At 65.7% G+C, this 15,859-nt stretch carries 18 protein-coding genes and 1 pseudogene; 8 read left to right on the plus strand and 11 right to left on the minus strand.

Translation table 11 applies throughout. The annotated features are described in order from the left end of the window. Nucleotides 1-11: 11 nt before the first annotated feature. The 3 genes from IPJ87_06795 to prmC are packed head-to-tail and all read right to left on the minus strand — an operon-like array spanning nucleotide 12 to nucleotide 3,469. Nucleotides 12-581 carry a hypothetical protein gene (locus IPJ87_06795; GenBank protein MBK7941568.1) on the minus strand — a complete coding sequence of 190 codons (570 nt, stop codon included), beginning with the start codon at nucleotides 579-581 and terminating at the stop codon, nucleotides 12-14. Continuing rightward, nucleotides 578-2,596 carry an NAD-dependent DNA ligase LigA gene (gene ligA, locus IPJ87_06800; GenBank protein MBK7941569.1) on the minus strand — a complete coding sequence of 673 codons (2,019 nt, stop codon included), beginning with the start codon at nucleotides 2,594-2,596 and terminating at the stop codon, nucleotides 578-580. The genes IPJ87_06795 and ligA overlap by 4 nt, the downstream gene beginning before the upstream one ends. Before the next feature lie 15 nt (nucleotides 2,597-2,611). Beyond that, a complete protein-coding gene (gene prmC / locus IPJ87_06805; protein MBK7941570.1) occupies nucleotides 2,612-3,469 on the minus strand; it encodes a peptide chain release factor N(5)-glutamine methyltransferase in 858 nt (285 codons plus the stop codon). A gap of 83 nt (nucleotides 3,470-3,552) precedes the next feature. Between prmC and ribD the strand changes: the two genes are divergently transcribed. From ribD to IPJ87_06820, 3 genes are read left to right on the plus strand one after another with little or no spacing between them, the layout of a single operon-like run. Further along, nucleotides 3,553-4,611, plus strand: a complete 1,059-nt coding sequence (gene ribD / locus IPJ87_06810; protein MBK7941571.1) for a bifunctional diaminohydroxyphosphoribosylaminopyrimidine deaminase/5-amino-6-(5-phosphoribosylamino)uracil reductase RibD — start codon at nucleotides 3,553-3,555, stop codon at nucleotides 4,609-4,611. Further along, nucleotides 4,599-5,447: a DMT family transporter gene (locus tag IPJ87_06815; GenBank protein MBK7941572.1), complete on the plus strand. Its 849-nt coding sequence runs from the start codon at nucleotides 4,599-4,601 to the stop codon at nucleotides 5,445-5,447. The genes ribD and IPJ87_06815 overlap by 13 nt, the downstream gene beginning before the upstream one ends. After that, a complete protein-coding gene (locus IPJ87_06820) occupies nucleotides 5,444-6,055 on the plus strand; it encodes a YigZ family protein (GenBank protein MBK7941573.1) in 612 nt (203 codons plus the stop codon). Before IPJ87_06815 ends, IPJ87_06820 begins: the two co-directional genes overlap by 4 nt. Here IPJ87_06820 and IPJ87_06825 read toward each other — a convergent pair. After that, nucleotides 6,037-6,451: pseudogene (locus IPJ87_06825) on the minus strand (acyl-CoA thioesterase). The gene IPJ87_06820 and the pseudogene IPJ87_06825 sit on opposite strands and share 19 nt — an antisense overlap. Before the next feature lie 55 nt (nucleotides 6,452-6,506). On the opposite strand from IPJ87_06825, the gene IPJ87_06830 reads away from it, so the two are divergent. The 4 genes from IPJ87_06830 (at nucleotide 6,507) to IPJ87_06845 (ending at nucleotide 9,527) form a co-directional block, all read left to right on the plus strand. Next, a complete protein-coding gene (locus tag IPJ87_06830) occupies nucleotides 6,507-6,839 on the plus strand; it encodes a hypothetical protein (GenBank protein MBK7941574.1) in 333 nt (110 codons plus the stop codon). After that, nucleotides 6,836-8,266 carry a chromosomal replication initiator protein DnaA gene (gene dnaA / locus IPJ87_06835; protein ID MBK7941575.1) on the plus strand — a complete coding sequence of 477 codons (1,431 nt, stop codon included), beginning with the start codon at nucleotides 6,836-6,838 and terminating at the stop codon, nucleotides 8,264-8,266. Before IPJ87_06830 ends, dnaA begins: the two co-directional genes overlap by 4 nt. Nucleotides 8,267-8,362: 96 nt before the next feature. Continuing rightward, a complete protein-coding gene (locus tag IPJ87_06840; GenBank protein MBK7941576.1) occupies nucleotides 8,363-8,827 on the plus strand; it encodes a low molecular weight phosphotyrosine protein phosphatase in 465 nt (154 codons plus the stop codon). After that, the gene (locus tag IPJ87_06845; protein ID MBK7941577.1) at nucleotides 8,817-9,527 is read left to right on the plus strand and encodes an SAM-dependent methyltransferase; all 711 of its coding nucleotides are present in this window, start codon (nucleotides 8,817-8,819) and stop codon (nucleotides 9,525-9,527) included. Before IPJ87_06840 ends, IPJ87_06845 begins: the two co-directional genes overlap by 11 nt. Here IPJ87_06845 and IPJ87_06850 read toward each other — a convergent pair whose 3' ends face one another. From IPJ87_06850 to IPJ87_06875, 6 genes are all read right to left on the minus strand, one after another. After that, a complete protein-coding gene (locus IPJ87_06850) occupies nucleotides 9,528-10,973 on the minus strand; it encodes a hypothetical protein (protein ID MBK7941578.1) in 1,446 nt (481 codons plus the stop codon). It lies immediately after the preceding gene. A 96-nt stretch (nucleotides 10,974-11,069) separates the two neighbouring features. Continuing rightward, complete coding sequence (locus IPJ87_06855; protein ID MBK7941579.1) at nucleotides 11,070-11,954, minus strand: FKBP-type peptidyl-prolyl cis-trans isomerase; 885 nt, start codon at nucleotides 11,952-11,954, stop codon at nucleotides 11,070-11,072. After that, nucleotides 11,951-12,484, minus strand: coding sequence for an FKBP-type peptidyl-prolyl cis-trans isomerase (locus IPJ87_06860; GenBank protein MBK7941580.1), 534 nt, complete (start codon nucleotides 12,482-12,484; stop codon nucleotides 11,951-11,953). The genes IPJ87_06855 and IPJ87_06860 overlap by 4 nt, the downstream gene beginning before the upstream one ends. Further along, nucleotides 12,481-13,506 carry a bifunctional oligoribonuclease/PAP phosphatase NrnA gene (locus IPJ87_06865; GenBank protein ID MBK7941581.1) on the minus strand — a complete coding sequence of 342 codons (1,026 nt, stop codon included), beginning with the start codon at nucleotides 13,504-13,506 and terminating at the stop codon, nucleotides 12,481-12,483. Before IPJ87_06865 ends, IPJ87_06860 begins: the two co-directional genes overlap by 4 nt. A 28-nt stretch (nucleotides 13,507-13,534) precedes the next feature. Continuing rightward, on the minus strand, nucleotides 13,535-14,125 hold the full coding sequence (locus IPJ87_06870; protein ID MBK7941582.1) for a hypothetical protein: 591 nt from the start codon (nucleotides 14,123-14,125) through the stop codon (nucleotides 13,535-13,537). A gap of 14 nt (nucleotides 14,126-14,139) precedes the next feature. After that, entirely contained in the window at nucleotides 14,140-15,048 is a 909-nt protein-coding gene (locus tag IPJ87_06875) for a hypothetical protein (GenBank protein MBK7941583.1), read from the minus strand. A 134-nt stretch (nucleotides 15,049-15,182) separates the two neighbouring features. On the opposite strand from IPJ87_06875, the gene IPJ87_06880 reads away from it, so the two are divergent. Continuing rightward, complete coding sequence (locus tag IPJ87_06880; GenBank protein MBK7941584.1) at nucleotides 15,183-15,602, plus strand: nucleoside-diphosphate kinase; 420 nt, start codon at nucleotides 15,183-15,185, stop codon at nucleotides 15,600-15,602. A 7-nt stretch (nucleotides 15,603-15,609) separates the two neighbouring features. On the opposite strand, the gene IPJ87_06885 is transcribed toward IPJ87_06880, so the two are convergent. After that, nucleotides 15,610-15,855, minus strand: coding sequence for a DUF721 domain-containing protein (locus IPJ87_06885; protein MBK7941585.1), 246 nt, complete (start codon nucleotides 15,853-15,855; stop codon nucleotides 15,610-15,612). Nucleotides 15,856-15,859: the final 4 nt, after the last annotated feature.

The raw sequence follows: 15,859 nt of genomic DNA on the forward strand, positions 1-15,859 counted from the left end.
CGGCGCCGCCGCTAGTTGAGGGAGGGTTGATGGGAGCGGTTGATCATCAGCAGATAGCGGTCCACCTGCGCGATGAACTGCGGCAGGCTGTTGGCGCCGGCCATGTCGATCATCATGTCGAGGAAGTGGCGGTTGGCCTCGCCATAACGGCCCACCTTGAAGCGGGCGCGGCTCTTGGCCACGATGTACTGCAGGGGCAGGATGTCCTCGAGGGTGAGGTCGATGAGGACCTCGAACTCCTCGGTGATGAAGTTGTTCACCGTGTTGCCGGACGGGATGCGGTACCAGTTGAGCTCCTTCTGGCAGAAGGCGTCGAAGTGGAGTTTGGGGGCCATGTAGTACGGCAGGTCCTTGCCATCCACGAAGCCCAGCGCGCTGATGCGATGGATGCCGAGCTCCTCCTTGATCTTCTTGACGTAGTTGCGCACCTGCTGGTGGGTCTGCTCGTCGCGGGCGTGGTAGACGATGCCCACCTTGGCGGCATCGGCCAGGTTGCGGGCCACGGGCCGGCGCTCCTGAGCGGTCCCCTGGATGAGCCGGCGCCTGCCGAGCCATTCCTTGATGCGGTCGAACAGCTTCATTCCCCGATCATGCGGATGAACTCCTCCTCGTCGATCACCGGCACACCCAGTTCATCGGCCTTGGCGCGTTTGGCAGGCCCCATGTCGGCACCGGCGACCACAAAGGTCGTCTTCTTGCTGATGGAACCGCTCACCTTTCCACCGTGGCGCTCGATGGCCTCCTTGATGCCGTCGCGACTGAAGGAACGGAAGACACCGGACACCACGATGCTCTTGCCGGCCAGCTTGCCGCCGACCGGGCCGGCCGTGGCGGCGCTCTTGAATTGAAGTCCGGCCTGGCGCAGCCGTTCGATCACGGCGCGGTTGCCCTCGGCGGCGAAGAAGTCCACGATGCTCTCGGCGATCACCTCCCCCACCTCATCGATGGCCGTGAGCTCCTCCTTGGTCATGCCCATCAGGCGGTCGATGTCACCCACCGCGCGCGCGATCTTCTTGGCCACCGTCTCGCCCACGTGGCGGATGCCGAGCGCGTACAACACCTGCTCGAAGGGCACCGCCTTGCTGGCCGCCACACCGTCCACCACCTGGCGGGCGCTCTTCTCGCCCCAGCCTTTGCCCAGAGCGAGCACCTGCTCCATGGTGAGGTCGTAGAGGTCGGCCACGTTGCGGATGAGCCCCGCACGGAACAGCTCCTCCACGGTCTCGCCGCCCAGGCCGTCGATGTCCATGGCCTTGCGCGCCACGAAGTGCTCGATGCGGCGGGTGATCTGCGGCGGGCACTGGTGCTCATTGGGGCAGTAGTGCTGCGCCTCGCCTTCCAGGCGGACCAACGGCGTACCGCACTCCGGGCAGTTGTGCGGGAAGGTGACGCGCTCCGCATGCGGAGGGCGATGCTCCTTCTCCACGCCGACCACCTGGGGGATGATCTCGCCGGCCTTCTCCACCCGCACCTGATCGCCCAGGTGCAGGTCGAGGCGTTCGAGCTGGTCGGCGTTGAAGAGGGAGGCTCGCTTCACGGTGGTGCCGGCGAGCAGGACGGGCTCCAGTTCGGCCACCGGGGTCACCGCGCCGGTGCGGCCCACCTGGAAGCTGACGTCGTTGAGGCGGGTGCCGGCCTGTTCCGCCTGGAACTTGTAGGCGATGGCCCATCGGGGGCTCTTCGCCGTCAGGCCCAGTTCCTCCTGCACATCGAGGTCGTCCACCTTCACCACGATGCCATCGATGATGAACTCGATGCCATGCCGCGCGCCGTCCCAGTGATCGATGAAGGCCATGATGCCGTCCACATCGTCCGCCTGGCCGATGAAGCGGCGTTCGGGGCTCGGGGTCTTGAATCCCCATTCGCGGGCCTTCACCATGTTATCGAAGTGGCTGCGCGTCGGAAGTTCCGGGCCTTGCAGGGTGTAGATGAAGTTGTCCAGTCCACGTTCGGCGACCAGCTTGGGGTCCTGGTTCTTCAGCGTGCCCGCGGCGGTGTTCCGGGGGTTGGCGTACAGCTCCTCGCCGGCCCGTTCGCGTTCGGCGTTCAGCCGGGCGAAGCGGTCCTTGGTGAAGATGATCTCCCCGCGGGCCTCGAACTCCGCCGGCCATTCGTTGCCCTGGAGTTTCAGCGGGATGGCGCGCACGGTCCGGATGTTGGCCGTGATCTCCTCCCCCTTCTCGCCATCGCCGCGTGTGACCCCGCGGACCAGTTCACCATTCCGGTACGTCAGGCTGATGGCCACCCCGTCGTACTTCAGTTCCATGGTGTAGCGGGTGCGGCCCACGCTCTTCTCCACCCGGGCCACGAACTCAGCGACCTCCTCCCGGCTGTACGAGTTGCTGAGCGACAGCATGGGGAAGCGGTGCGCCACCACGGGGAAGTTCTTCGTGATATCGCCACCGACCCGTTGGGTGGGGCTGTTGGGATCGGACAGCTCGGGGTGGGAGGCCTCCAACCGTTCCAGCTCCTTGAGCAACCGGTCGAACTCCTGATCGCTGATGGTGGGCGCGGCCAGCACGTAGTAGCGGTGGTTGTGGCGCTCCAGCTCTTCGCGAAGCTCCTTGATGCGCTGGATGTCCCCGGTGTGGTGCATACGATGGTCGGTGCGCTAACGTACGGCACGCACGAAACGCGGGGCACCGCTGAGGTCGTGAAGGAGGGTGGCTTCCTGGTAGCCCATGGTGCGCAGCACCGCGGGCACATCGCCGATGGTGCGATGGTGACCCTCGAACCAGAGCGTGCCGCCGTGGACAAGGGCTTCCATGGCCCGCTGCCCGATGGCCTTGTGGAACCGGATGGGATCCTCGTCATCCACGAAGAGCGCAAGCGCCGGTTCGTGGTCGCGCACATGCGGATCGAGCGAAGGGGCCTCGATGCGCGGGATGTAGGGCGGATTGCTCACCACCAGGTCGGTGCCAGCGGGCAGCATGCAGCGATCGTCCAGCACATCGGTCCGCCCCCAGCGCACCTGGAGCCCATTGAGGATCGCATTGCGCCGGGCCACCTCCAAGGCGGCATCGCTCACGTCAAGGCCATGCACCTCGGCCAGGGGGAAGTGCCGTTTGAGCGCCAGCGCGATGCATCCACTACCAGTGCCCACATCCACGATGCGCGCAGGCGCTTGTCCGGAGCGCTTGATGAGGTCGACGAGCTCCTCCGTCTCCGGCCTCGGGATGAGCACGGCCGGCCCGACCTCGATCGTCAGCCCATGGAAGGAAGTGGAGCCCAGGATGTACTGGAGCGGTTCACCGGACCGCAGGCGCTTCAACGGCAGGTAGACCCGGAGCAGCTCGCTCTCGCTGAGCGTGGCATCGCGCTCCGCGATCAACCGTGTCCTGTCCCACGCCAGAAGGTGGTGGAACACGGCCTCGGCGATCGCGCGCACCTCCCCCGGCGAAAGGCGCCCGCCCAGGTCGCGCTGGTAGAGGTCCAGAACGGCCCCGACCGTGTTCGTGGACAGGCGCATAGTGCAAAGATCGCCCGCTCCGGTCGCATCTTCGTGCGCCGAAGGCGACCATGGACGGTGGACGCCGAGGCTCATGCGGGCAGATGCACGACGACCCCTTCATGGAGCGATGCCTGCAGCTGGCGCGCCTTGGCGCTGCTTCCGCGACACCCAACCCCATGGTGGGTGCCGTGCTGGCACGTCACGGGACCATCATCGCCGAAGGTTGGCACCATGCGGCGGGGCGGCCGCACGCCGAGGTGGAATGCCTGACCGCCTTCGGTGACGGCCCAGTACCAACGGACGCGGTCCTGTACGTGAACCTGGAGCCGTGTGCGCACCTAGGACGCACTCCGCCCTGTGCCGACCTGTTGATCGCCCGTGGAGTGCGCCACGTGGTCGTCGCTCATCCGGACCCCTTCCCACAGGTCGCCGGTCGCGGGATCGCGCGGCTCCGCGCGGCCGGCGTGCGTGTGGACGTGGGCGTCCGCGAAGCCGAAGCGCGCTGGATGAACCGTCGTTTCCTCACCAGCGTGGAGCTGGGCCGCCCGTACATCGTGCTCAAGTGGGCGCGGACATCGGACGGCTTCCTGGACCGGCATCCGCGCGCAGGCCGCGGCGTCCATCGGATCAGTTCGGCCGCCTCCGAGGTGCTCGTGCATCGGTGGAGGAGCGAGGAGCAAGCCATCCTGGTGGGCGGCCGCACCGTGGAGAACGACGACCCCGCCTTGACGGTGCGTCACGTGGAAGGCCGCCAGCCGCTGCGCGTGGTGCTCGATCGCTCGGACCGCACCCCCGCCGCCTCGAAGGTGTACGACGGGTCGGTGCCGACCCTGTTGTTCACGGCACGTCCGCGGAGCGATGTGCACATCGAGCAGGTCATCACGCCCCTTGACGCCGATCCGTTGAACACCCTCCTTGCCGAACTCCACCGCAGGAACATCCGCTCCGTGCTGGTGGAAGGCGGGGCGACGCTCCTGGGGCACTTCCTGTGGCGGGGCCTGTGGGACGAGGCGCGCGTGATCACCGGTGCAGTGGCGTTCGGCGCCGGCACTGCGGCGCCCGACCTGCCCAAGGCTCCTGCGCGGTCCATCAGGGTCGGGACCGACCGGATCGACCTGGTGGTGCACGGACACAACCCCGAGGACGCATGGTGCTGGTGACCCTGGCCGCGGTCTTCGTGGCCCTGCTGTTCCTCATCTTCAAGTCGTTCGAGCAACGGCGGGTCGCATTGCTGCCCGCGATCGTGATCAACTACTTCGTCGCGCTGCTGTGCGGGCTGGCGATCTCCAGGCCGTGGGCAGCGGGCGACCTGGGCCCCTTGTGGACACCGTCGATGATCATGAGCGTGCTGTTCATCACGGTGTTCTACCTGACCGGGTCCTCCGCGCAGCGCGCGGGCATCGCCGCGACCACCGTGGCCAGCAAGATGAGCCTCGTGCTCACGGTGGCCTTCAGCGTGGTGGCCTTTGATGAGGAACAGCACCTGCTGGGCTGGATCGGCATCGCCCTGGCCATCGTAGGCGTGGTGCTCAGTTCCTGGAGCAACGATGGCAGGGGGATGCACCGCGCATCGGTGCTGCCCGTGCTGTTGTTCGTGGGCAATGCGGCCATCGATATCGGACTGGCATGGACGCAACGGATGCGCACCACGCCGCTCACCGAGGCCGTGCTGCCCACGCTGGTGTTCGGGATGGCCGGTGTGCTCGGCCTGATCGGCGTGTTCGCGCGCGCCGAGCAGAGGGCTTTTCAGGAACCACGCACCTGGGTCGGAGGGCTGCTGCTCGGCACCGTCAACTATGGCAGCCTTTACTTCGTGGTGAAGGCGCTTGCCAAGAGCGGATGGCCCAGCAGCAGCGTGTTCCCACTGATGAACATCGGCGTGATCGTGTTCGGCACCCTGGGCAGCATGATGTTGTTCCGAGAGCGGCCCGGCCCGCTCCAACTGGCTGGCATGGCCACGGCGATGCTCGCAATGGTCCTGATCCTCGTCGCATGAGATCCGAGCGGTATCGCACACTGGCCGGTGCGGGTGAGGCGACCTATCGCGAAAAAGCCAGTCGCTTCATGGCCTATGCCTTCCCCATCGCCGACGAGGAGGCATTCCAAAGCGAGGCCGCACGGCTGGCCCGGCGTCACCACGATGCGCGTCACCACTGCTACGCGTGGGTGCTCGGTGTGGACGGTGCGCGCAAGCGGGCGAACGATGCCGGCGAACCTCAGGGCACCGCAGGACGGCCGATCCTGCGGCGGATCGAAGCGGCGGAACTGACCTACACGGCCGTGGTGGTGGTGCGCTACTTCGGTGGAACGCTCCTGGGCAAGGGCGGGCTTGTACGCGCTTACGGAGAGGCGGCACAACTGGCCCTTCAGGCGGCGCCGGGGATGGAGCGTACGGTGAGGGCACCACTGACGATCACCTGCGACCATGCCCTGGCGGGCCCGTTGCGCGCGGCCGTGCTGGACGCGGAAGGCGAAGTGGTGCGCGCCACGTACGAGGATCGCTGCCGCCTGGACGTGCTGCTGCGTCCATCGCTCATTCCGGCGTTCCGCGAACTATGGAGGGTGCGCGGAGCGCGGTTCCTGGATCAGACGGACGCGAAGTGAGGGGCGAGCGCCGCAAGGAGGTCCTCCGGTGCGCGACGGGGACGGCCGGTGAGCTTGTCGACGAACACGAGCGTGGTGGAGGCCTCGGTGAGGAGCTCCCCGCGTTCATCGCGCACCTCGTAGTCGAAGTTGATCCGTGCGGCGGGCCGTTCGCGGATGCGCGTGACCACCGTGAGCAGGTCGTCGTAGTGTGCCGGTGCATGGTAGCGCACATGCAGGTCGCGGACCGGCAGCAGCACTCCTTCATCCTCGATGCGGCGATATGGGAAGCCCAGGCTGCGCAGGGCTTCCACGCGGCCGACCTCCAGGTACTCGGCATAGTCCCCGTAGTACAGATAGCCCATTCGGTCCCGTTTCGCCGTACCGGACGCGCAATTGGCAGCGGTGCTCGAACATGCGGTCAAGGTAGGGTGCTTGCAACGGGCCGTCCGGCCCCCGTACCTTTCGGGTGATGCGCACGACGATGGCAAGGCCGGACGACACCTTTCCGTGCAGCGGTACGCCGGGGCCCATCACCAAGGGGCGACAGGTGTTCGGGCCGCGGCGACCGCGCATGTTCCGCTCCTCTCGCTCAGGCCGCGCCGGACAAGGGGAGCACGTGGCCGAAAGGCACCCCGGAAGTGAGGCGATTATTTTCCTTTCCGTCAAGCACGCTTCACCTTTTTTTTTCACTCGTTTCGGTCCATATTTGTCGCCCGCTTCGCTGGAACCCTTCAGCATCAACGGTTGCAGCGGATCGGCGCATCGGACCATACGCATCCTCAACCCTGACGACCGCCCATGAAGAAAGACCACGAGAGGATCTGGGAGAGGTGCCTGGAGGTGATCAAGGACAACGTGAGCCCGCAGAGCTTCAAGACCTGGTTCGAACCGATCCGGGCGCTGAAGCTGCAGGACCACGTCCTCACGATCCAAGTGCCCTCGCAGTTCTTCTACGAATGGCTGGAGGAGCACTACATCGGGCTGCTGAAGAAGATCATCCGCAAGGAGCTGGGCGCCGAAGGGCGGCTGGAGTACTCCATCATCATGGAGAACAGCTTCCCGAGCGCGAACCCTTACACGGTGAGGGTCCCCACGAGCAATGCGCGTGAGGTGAAGAACCCCGCCGTCAGCCTTCCGATCGATGTGGCGAACAGCCCCATCAAGAACCCGTTCATCATCCCCGGCCTGAAGAAGATCAAGGTCGAGAGCCACTTGAACCCCAACTACTCCTTCGAGAACTTCATCGAGGGGGACTGCAACCGATTGGCACGCAGTGCAGGATACGCCGTGGCCCAGAAGCCCGGCGGCACGGCCTTCAATCCGTTGCTCGTCTACGGCGGGGTGGGCCTCGGCAAGACGCACCTGGCCCACGCCATCGGTATCGAGATCAAGCGGCACCATCCTGACAAGACCATCCTGTACGTGCCTGCCGAGAAGTTCACGCAGCAGTTCATCGAGGCCGTCAAGAACAACACGGTGAACGACTTCAGCCAGTTCTATCAGATGATGGACGTGCTGATCATCGACGACGTGCAGTTCCTGGCGGGCAAGGAGAAGACGCAGGACGTGTTCTTCCACATCTTCAACCATCTGCACCAATCCGGCAAGCAGTTGGTGATCACCAGCGACAAGGCACCGGTGGAGATGCAGGGCATGGAGCAGCGGCTGCTGTCCCGCTTCAAATGGGGCCTCAGCGCCGATCTGCAGACGCCGGGCCTCGAGACGCGCATCGCCATCCTGCAGAAGAAGATGTACGCCGAAGGCCTCGATCTGCCCAAGGAGGTGGTCGAATACCTGGCGTACAGCATCACCACCAACATCCGCGAACTGGAAGGGGCCATGATCAGCCTCATCGCCCAGAGCTCGCTGAACAAGAAGGCGGTGACGCTTGACCTGGCCAAGCAGATGATCGACAAGTTCGTGAAGAACACGGCCCGTGAGGTGTCGATCGACTACATCCAGAAAGTGGTGTGCGACTACTTCGACCTGCCGATCGAGCTGCTCAAGAGCAAGACGCGGAAACGCGAGGTGGTGCAGGCACGCCAGATCGCGATGTACTTCGCCAAGAAGATGACCAAGAGTTCGCTGGCCAGCATCGGGGCCCACTGCGGAGGCAAAGACCACGCGACGGTCCTGCATGCCTGCCGCACGGTGAACAACCTGCAGGAGACCGACAAGCAGTTCCGCAGCTACCTGGAGGACCTGGAGAAGAAGTTGAGCATCCACTGAGGACCGTTGATACCAAGAAAGCCCCTGCCCCGGCGGGGGCTTTTTCTTGGCCCACCTTCGTGCCGCGTGGCCCATCCGGTCACTTCACCAGCCACCATGAGGATACTCACCGTCTGTCTCGGCAACATATGCCGAAGCCCCATGGCCGAAGGGGTGCTGCGTCACCGCGCGGCGGCCACCGGGCTCCACGTCGCCACCGACTCGGCCGGCACCAGCCACTTCCACACGGGTGAAGCACCCGACCGGCGCGCCCAGACCGCGATGCGGAGACAGGGCATCGACATCAGCGACCTACGCGCCAGACAGGTCGTCGCGCAGGACTTCGAGCGGTTCGACCTGCTGTTGGCCATGGATGCCAGCAACCTGCGCGATCTGCATGCGCTTGCTCCGTCGGAGGTGTTGCGCGGCAAGGCGTCGTTGATCATGGACCTCGCGCCCGGCCACGCCCTTCGTGAAGTGCCCGATCCCTACTACGGTGGAGATGAAGGCTTCGACGAGGTGTACCACATGCTTGATGAAGCGGTCACCGGACTGATCGCCCGCATCCGCCATGGGCGCTGAAGCCATCCTGCACCTGATCCCGGTGTGGCTGGGCGAGGCCGGAGGTCCGGAGCAACTGGCCCCGATGAGCCTCGACACGGTGGCACGGGTGCGCCTGTTCTTCGTAGAGCACGAACGCAGCGCCCGCCGCGCATTGCGTCGCATGGACCCTGTGTTCGCATTGGGCCAGGTGACCATGCATGTGCTGGACAAGGACACCGATGAGGCCACCGTGCGTCGTTATGCGGAACTGGTTCACCAAGCCGGAGAGGCCACCTTGCTCAGCGAATCCGGCATGCCGTGCGTGGCCGACCCGGGCGCCCGGCTCGTGGCATGGGCCCACCGGATGAACATCGAGGTGCGCCCACATCCGGGGCCCTCCTCCCTCCTGCTCGCCCTTGCCGGCTCCGGCTTGGACGGCCAGCATTTCACGTTCCACGGATACCTGCCCCGCGAAGCCGAGGAGCGGAGGCGGGCACTGCGCACCATCGCACAGGATGCGCAACGCACGGGACGGACGCAGCTCTTCATCGAGACGCCGTACCGCAACGACGCGCTGCTGGCCGACCTGCTGCGCACCGTGGATGGGGCCCTCCGGCTCTGCATCGCGGCCGAACTGATGCAGCCCACGGGGTTCATCCGCACACGCACGGTGAGCGAGTGGCGATCGGACGCACCGGTCCTGAAGGACAGGCGGACGGTCTTCGTACTGGGCCGCTGATCAAGGCATCATGCAGGGCAGAGCTTCGCCGCTGCCGGGCACATGCCGACGCCCCGGCTTTCGCCGCCCCTTGCAGAACGGACCGCGTTGAATGGTGATCCGCACGCGCAGATAGACGTCCACGGCATCCACGTCGGGTCTGAACAGGAAGGGCAGCACATGATCCGAGCCGACCACGATATCGCTGAAGCGCAGCATGAGACCCACCGAGGGCCGGCGCCAGCCATACTCATGGAACACGACCGGAACGGCGGCCTCGAACCAACGGGACTCATACCGCGGGGTCAGCGCCAGGGTGTTGGGGCGACGCAGGCGGTCACCGCTCCTCGCGCTCAGCTGCTGCACCCAGGCGACACCGACGTAGGTGCGGTCCGCCAGGCGCTGATCGTACAGGAGCGCGGCGGCCGTGGGGTTGCCGATCCGGAATCGTCCGTTGGAGGTGTGATCGCCCGCAGCGGCGAACAGGCTGTCCACGCCTTCGGGTCCCACGACCTGGACGTTCCCGTGGTCGGGGAAGCTGAGCGAGCCGGACCCCACCGAACCGGCGATCGCGTTGTTGAAGCGCATGCCACCGAGGTCGACGATCGATGCCGAGATCCGGTATCGATATGGGATCGCCATGCATCCGTTGGAAGCGCGATGCGGAAGATATCCGTCCGCCTCCTCCATGGTGCGTTCATAGCTGATGCCAAGGTCAGCCCCCCAACCGGAGCCGGCCACACCTGAGGGCATGGCCACCCCATAGGAGCCGCTCACCTCGTGCACCTCCGCACGCATGCTGTCCACTACGGTGTAGTCGAGCACATCGAGGCGGAACGCCGCACCCGCATGCGGCACCTGCCACCTCACCGAAGCTCCGGCCCTCCAGATGTCGAAGCCCGAGGCACGGATGATGTGCGCGTAGTTGAGCGACAGCTCGGACCATGCCGCAGCGATGGCCCGGACATGCTCGTCGCGATAGCGCTGGCCATGCTGAGGCCGATGATCGAACCCATGGACGATGAAGCGGCCCAGATGAGGGCTCACACCGGTGATGCTCGTCACGCTGCGCGTGCGCAGCGCGATACCGAAGCCGTGACGTCCTGAAGCAAGGCTGAAGGCCGGGCCCGGCAGGGCCGCCACCACGGCGCCTTGTTTGCTGTCGCCGCGCAGCGACTCCCGCAGGATGATCTCCGTTGGAGCTTGTCCACGCACACCATTGCGCACTTCGCGAAGCAGGCTGTGGTCGTCCCCGTTCAGCGCCACCAGGTCGTTCCAGGCGAAGAGGTCCGCGCCGACGAGGCGGATGGACGCGTAGGGCCATTGCCCGGCGCTTCGAGTGGGATCGAGCGCGAGGGCATCGGGGCCCGACCAGTTGCCGTGCACGAGGCCGAACTGTTCCTGGGCCCGTCCCGAGATGGTGACGAACACCAAAAGACCTGTGATGGCGCGGAGCGATCGGTGCATGGAACAAAAGGACCACCCGAACGAAGTCGGGACCAGCGGGGTCGAGCGGATGGCGGCGTTCGTTGAGCCGCCGGCCTTCATACGGGGACGGAGGGGTCAGGTTCCCGGATCGGCAACGCGTTCGACCGCCACCAGATGAACGCTGTAGAGCACGGGCTCATGGGGCCGCACCACCTGTGGCACGCCCTTCCCTCCGAAGGCCATGCCGGAGGGAAGCAGGAATCGACCGTGCTGCCCGGGCCGGAGCAGGCTCACGGCCACTTCGATGCCGGGAAGCACCTGATCCGGATCGCCGAACCGGAACCTGAACGGCTGTCCGTGGCGCTCGCTCTCATCGAACGGCTCACCTCCGTCAAGCCGTGAGCCGACATAGCTGATGGACACAAGGTCTCCGGCACGGACCCGTGTGGAGTCCCCATGAACAGGTCCAAGGATGTAGTGCAGATCGCTCGTCCCCCAACGCGTCCACACCTCCGGTGATGCGGAGAGGAACGCGCTCAGTTCGCGACGCTCGGCGCCTTCGGGGTCCAGGGCACGCCTGGCCTCGGCCCGTGACCGCTGCTGCGCGGGCGTCAGGGCCTCCATCAACGCCAGTTCGACCTGCACCATGAGCGTATCCGGCGGTTCGATGCGTCCGTCGGGCGAGAGCACCTTCCAAGGGAGGCCATCGGCTTGAACGATGATGCTGGCGCTGTCACCGGCATGGATGCGGTCGAACGCCGGTGCCCAGGCTCCGATGCGCAGATCGCGCACCGCATACCAACGGTCGGTGCTGAACAAGGACCCGGCCGCGCCCCCCACGGATGACGCACGAAGGCGCAGCAGCACTGAGTCATCCGCCGCCAGGGCCGTATCGGCGCCACCAAGGCCGAGCAGGCGGAAATGCACGCCCGGAGACACCTCCTTGAAGCCCGGGTAGGCCCCGCGTTCGCAAGCCACCAACATCCCGGACAACGCCACGATGTAGAGCACGCTCCTCATCGCCCGCGGGGTTCGGTGAGCGAGACCAGTCCGATGTGATAGACGATGGAGCTCCGCGGGGGCACCTTGTCCATGTCGCCGATCAGCCCGTGAGCCCGATAGCTGGGGATGAGGATCACGGCACTATCGCCCGGTGACAGGTGCTGAACGGCCTCGTGCAGTCCGCTCTCCACGTGGTCCAGCTCCACCTGAAAGGACTCCGGATGACCCGGCTCGGAGGCGCTGCAGAGCGTGCCGTTGAGGAGCTCCATGCGGTAGTTCATCGCCACCCATTGCCCCGGCCGGGCCGTGTCGCCGGGTTGGTCGCGCAGCAGCACATGGTGCACCCCGGTGCCGGAGACGTGGGTGCGCAGACCGCGGCGGGCGGCGTAATTGGACAGGTCCCTGGCCTCGATCCGGTTGGCCTCTTGGTTCTGCTCCACGAACGCGGGTGTGCGCGGCGAAGGGGATGTCCCTGTTCGCGCTGGAGGAGCGTCGCCCCCCGCACAGGCGGTGAACAGCAACAGGCAGGCCGGGAGCAGCCGGTTCATGCCGGATGGGCCTGGATGTGGGCGGGCAGAAGGTCCATGAAGCGCTGAACACAGGCATCGATGGGGCCCTCGCAGTGACCGCCGGCCGCGTTCACATGACCGCCACCGTTGAAATTGTCGGCCAGCAGCCGGTCCACAGGAAGGGTGCCCTTGGAGCGCAGGCTGATCTTGATGCGGTCCGGACGCTCGAGGAAGAAGGCCGAGAGCCGGATGCCGCGCATGCTGAGCCCGAGGTTGACGAAGCCCTCCGTATCGCCCGGGCGGAAACCGAACCGCTTGAGGTCCTCGGCCCGGAGAACGAGCACCACGCAACCCAGGTCCTGCAGCACGGTCATGCGTTCGGCGAGCATGAAGCCCATCAACCGCATGCGTTCTTCGGTGTGGTCGTCCATCACGGCGCCGTGTATGCGGTCGGGCACGGCTCCCCGCTCCATCAGCAGGGCTGCCACACGCAACGTATGCGGGGTGGTGCTCGAGAATCGGAACGCGCCGCTGTCGGTCATGATGCCGGTGTACAGGCAGGTGGCCGCCTCGGCTCCGATGAGGTGCGCCTGGTCCAAGGCGTCCACAATGTCCACCACCATCTGGCTGGTGGCGCAGGAGGCCGTATCGCTGAACGCCGCCACCGCGTCGATCTCCGGACGCTGATGGTGGTCGATCAGCACCCGCTGCCGTGCCGTGCGCACGGCCTCCTCCAGCGCGCCTACGCGGTCGGGCCGGTTGAAGTCGAGGCAGAACACGACGTCGGCCTCGGCGATGGCGGCACGGCATAGGTCAGCGGCGGCGTCCGAAGCGATGCACCCATCCGCGCCGGGCATCCAGCGGAGGAAAGGCGGCGGCGCATTGGGCAGCACCACCTGGGCGGAGTGGCCCATGGCCCGCAGAATGTGGGCCAGGCCGAGGGACGAGCCCATGGCATCGCCGTCGGGATTGTAGTGGGTGACGATGGCACAGCGGCGGGGTCCGCCGAGCAAAGCCTGAAGCCGAAGCAGCTCCGGATGTTCGCGGTGCACGAAGGGCATGGGCCAAAGGTAGGCCCGGCCTAGCGGCTCAGAAACCCAGGTTGGGCGTGGGCATGTGTTCGATGAGGATGCCCACGCAGCCGATGTCGAGACCTTTGGCGCGCCCCTTCTGCTCAGCGGCACCGGGGGCCATCACCTCGACCACAAGCCGCTTGGTGGTGGCCGCGGAGAACTCCACTTCCTGGGCCAGCTCATGATCGGTGTTATCCCACAGCACCTTGCGCTCATCCTCGAACACGGTCTTGCGCACCATGCGCTTCACGTCCTTGAACTGGCCGGTGGGCTGCCCGTTGCCATCGCGCAGCTCCTCCTTCTCCACCACCTCCACGTCCTGTTCGCGCGGCACGCGCACCTTCTCGACCAGGCGCGCCACCACATGGTCGCCGATGATCTTCTCATCGTAACAGAACGAGATCCGATAGTCCTGACCGCCGTAGACGATGATATTGAGCTCGGTAGGACGTCCCACCTGGACGCTTGCGCTCTTGCTCTGGCCGTTCAGCGAGAACCGGACATCGGTGGAGCGCTCGCAGTTGAACTTGTGATAGTCGCCGCAGTTGTACTGGGCGTTCACGATGGTCGCGGCCATCAGGGCCGAGGCCGTCAGAAGGTTCTTCAAGGGCGGCATGACCATCAGGCGTTGGGTTGTGCAGGGACCTGTCCTTCGGGGCTGACGAGCTCGGCGCGGAGCGCTTCCACGGCGGCCTGCAGTTCACCATAGCGCTCGGCGGAGAGCTGCACGTTGAGGTCGTCGCCCAGCACCATGCGGCCGGAACTGGACTTGCCGGCATGGGTGGTGCGTTGCACCTGCATCCGGTCATAGATATCACGCAGAGCGATCATCCGTTCCCGGATGGGCGCCACATGGGGGTCGGCGCTGTAGGCGTCCATCATCTCAATGAGGTGCTCCAGGCTGAACTTCTGTTCACCGACGCGCTTCACGAGAGGATCGGCCGGGTCAAAGGACTCCACCTGCTTCATGACCAGATGCAGGCTCTCCACCCATCCGCCGGCAAGGACCAGGGCGAGGGTGGGCCCCATCTCCTCCTCCTGCAGTTTCTCGTAAGCCTTGTAATAGGCTTCGTTGCTGATGATCTCCAGGCTGTCGCCCTTGCTGAGGTTCCGTTCCAGGCGCACGAAGTCCGCCTCGCTGAAGGCTGCGCTGAGGCCGAGCTGCTCGCCCAGCTTCTTCACAGTGAGGTAGTAGCGCACCACCTCGACGTTCAGGTCGAAATAGCTCGCATAGATCAGGTCGGTGCAGTACACACCGAAGTTGAACGCCCGGCCACCGAGCGTCGCATAACGGTCCGCGCTGGTGGTGGGGTTCATCATGCGCTTCTGCCCCTCACCGGCCATCTGCCTCACGATGGCGAACAGCTCGTTTGGGGTGGGCATCTGGTAGAGCGACGCAGGAGCGGGCGCCGTGGCGGAGCTGTCGCCGATGATGAGCTTGTCTGAAGCGGGCGGCCGCTCTTCACCGGACCCACCGCAAGCGCACAGCGCCGCGACGAGCAGGGAAACGGGGATGGTTCGTGGGGACATGGATCGAGGAGATGAGGCGCCGGCAGGGCCCGGAGCGACGGCCGTGATACGTCGCACGAAGGAAGGATGTTCCCGATGGCGCGGGGTTGGGACGGACCGCCTATTTTTGCGCCGCTTTTTCAACAACACCCCACATGGCAGGCAACCGCACGTTCACGATGATCAAGCCAGAGGCCGTTGCGGCCGGGCATACTGGCAAGATCATCGACATGATCATCTCCAACGGCTTCCGCATCGTTGCGCTGAAGTACACGCGCCTTTCCGCCGCCGAGGCGGGCACCTTCTACGAGGTGCACAAGGAGCGACCGTTCTACGGCGAACTGGTGGACTACATGGCCAGCGGCCCCATCATGGCGGCGATCCTGGAGAAGGACAACGCGGTGGAGGCCTACCGCAAGCTCATCGGTGCCACGGACCCGGCGCAGGCCGAAGAGGGCACCATCCGCAAGCGGTTCGCCGAGAGCAAGGCGAAGAACGCGGTGCACGGCAGCGACAGCGACGCGAACGCGCTGATCGAAGGGCACTACTTCTTCAGCAGCCGCGAGCAGTACTGAGCACCGCTCAGCCGATGGTGACCGAGCGGACCACCACGCGTCCGCTGCGTTCATTGAGCAGTTCGGCGAGCCGGTCCTTCATGTAGCCCAGCTCCTGGCGGAGAGGGGCGTTGTCCACGCGCACATGCAGGTGGCCGCGACGCAGGGTCACCGCCGTGGTGTGCCGGGCAATGGGCCCGCCGGCGACCTCGTCCCACCAGCTGGCGATGTCGAGCTCATCGAGCTTCTCACGAAGGCCGTAGGCATTGATCATGTCT

The organism is Flavobacteriales bacterium, from assembly GCA_016713875.1.
Lineage (GTDB): Bacteria > Bacteroidota > Bacteroidia > Flavobacteriales_F > PHOS-HE28 > PHOS-HE28.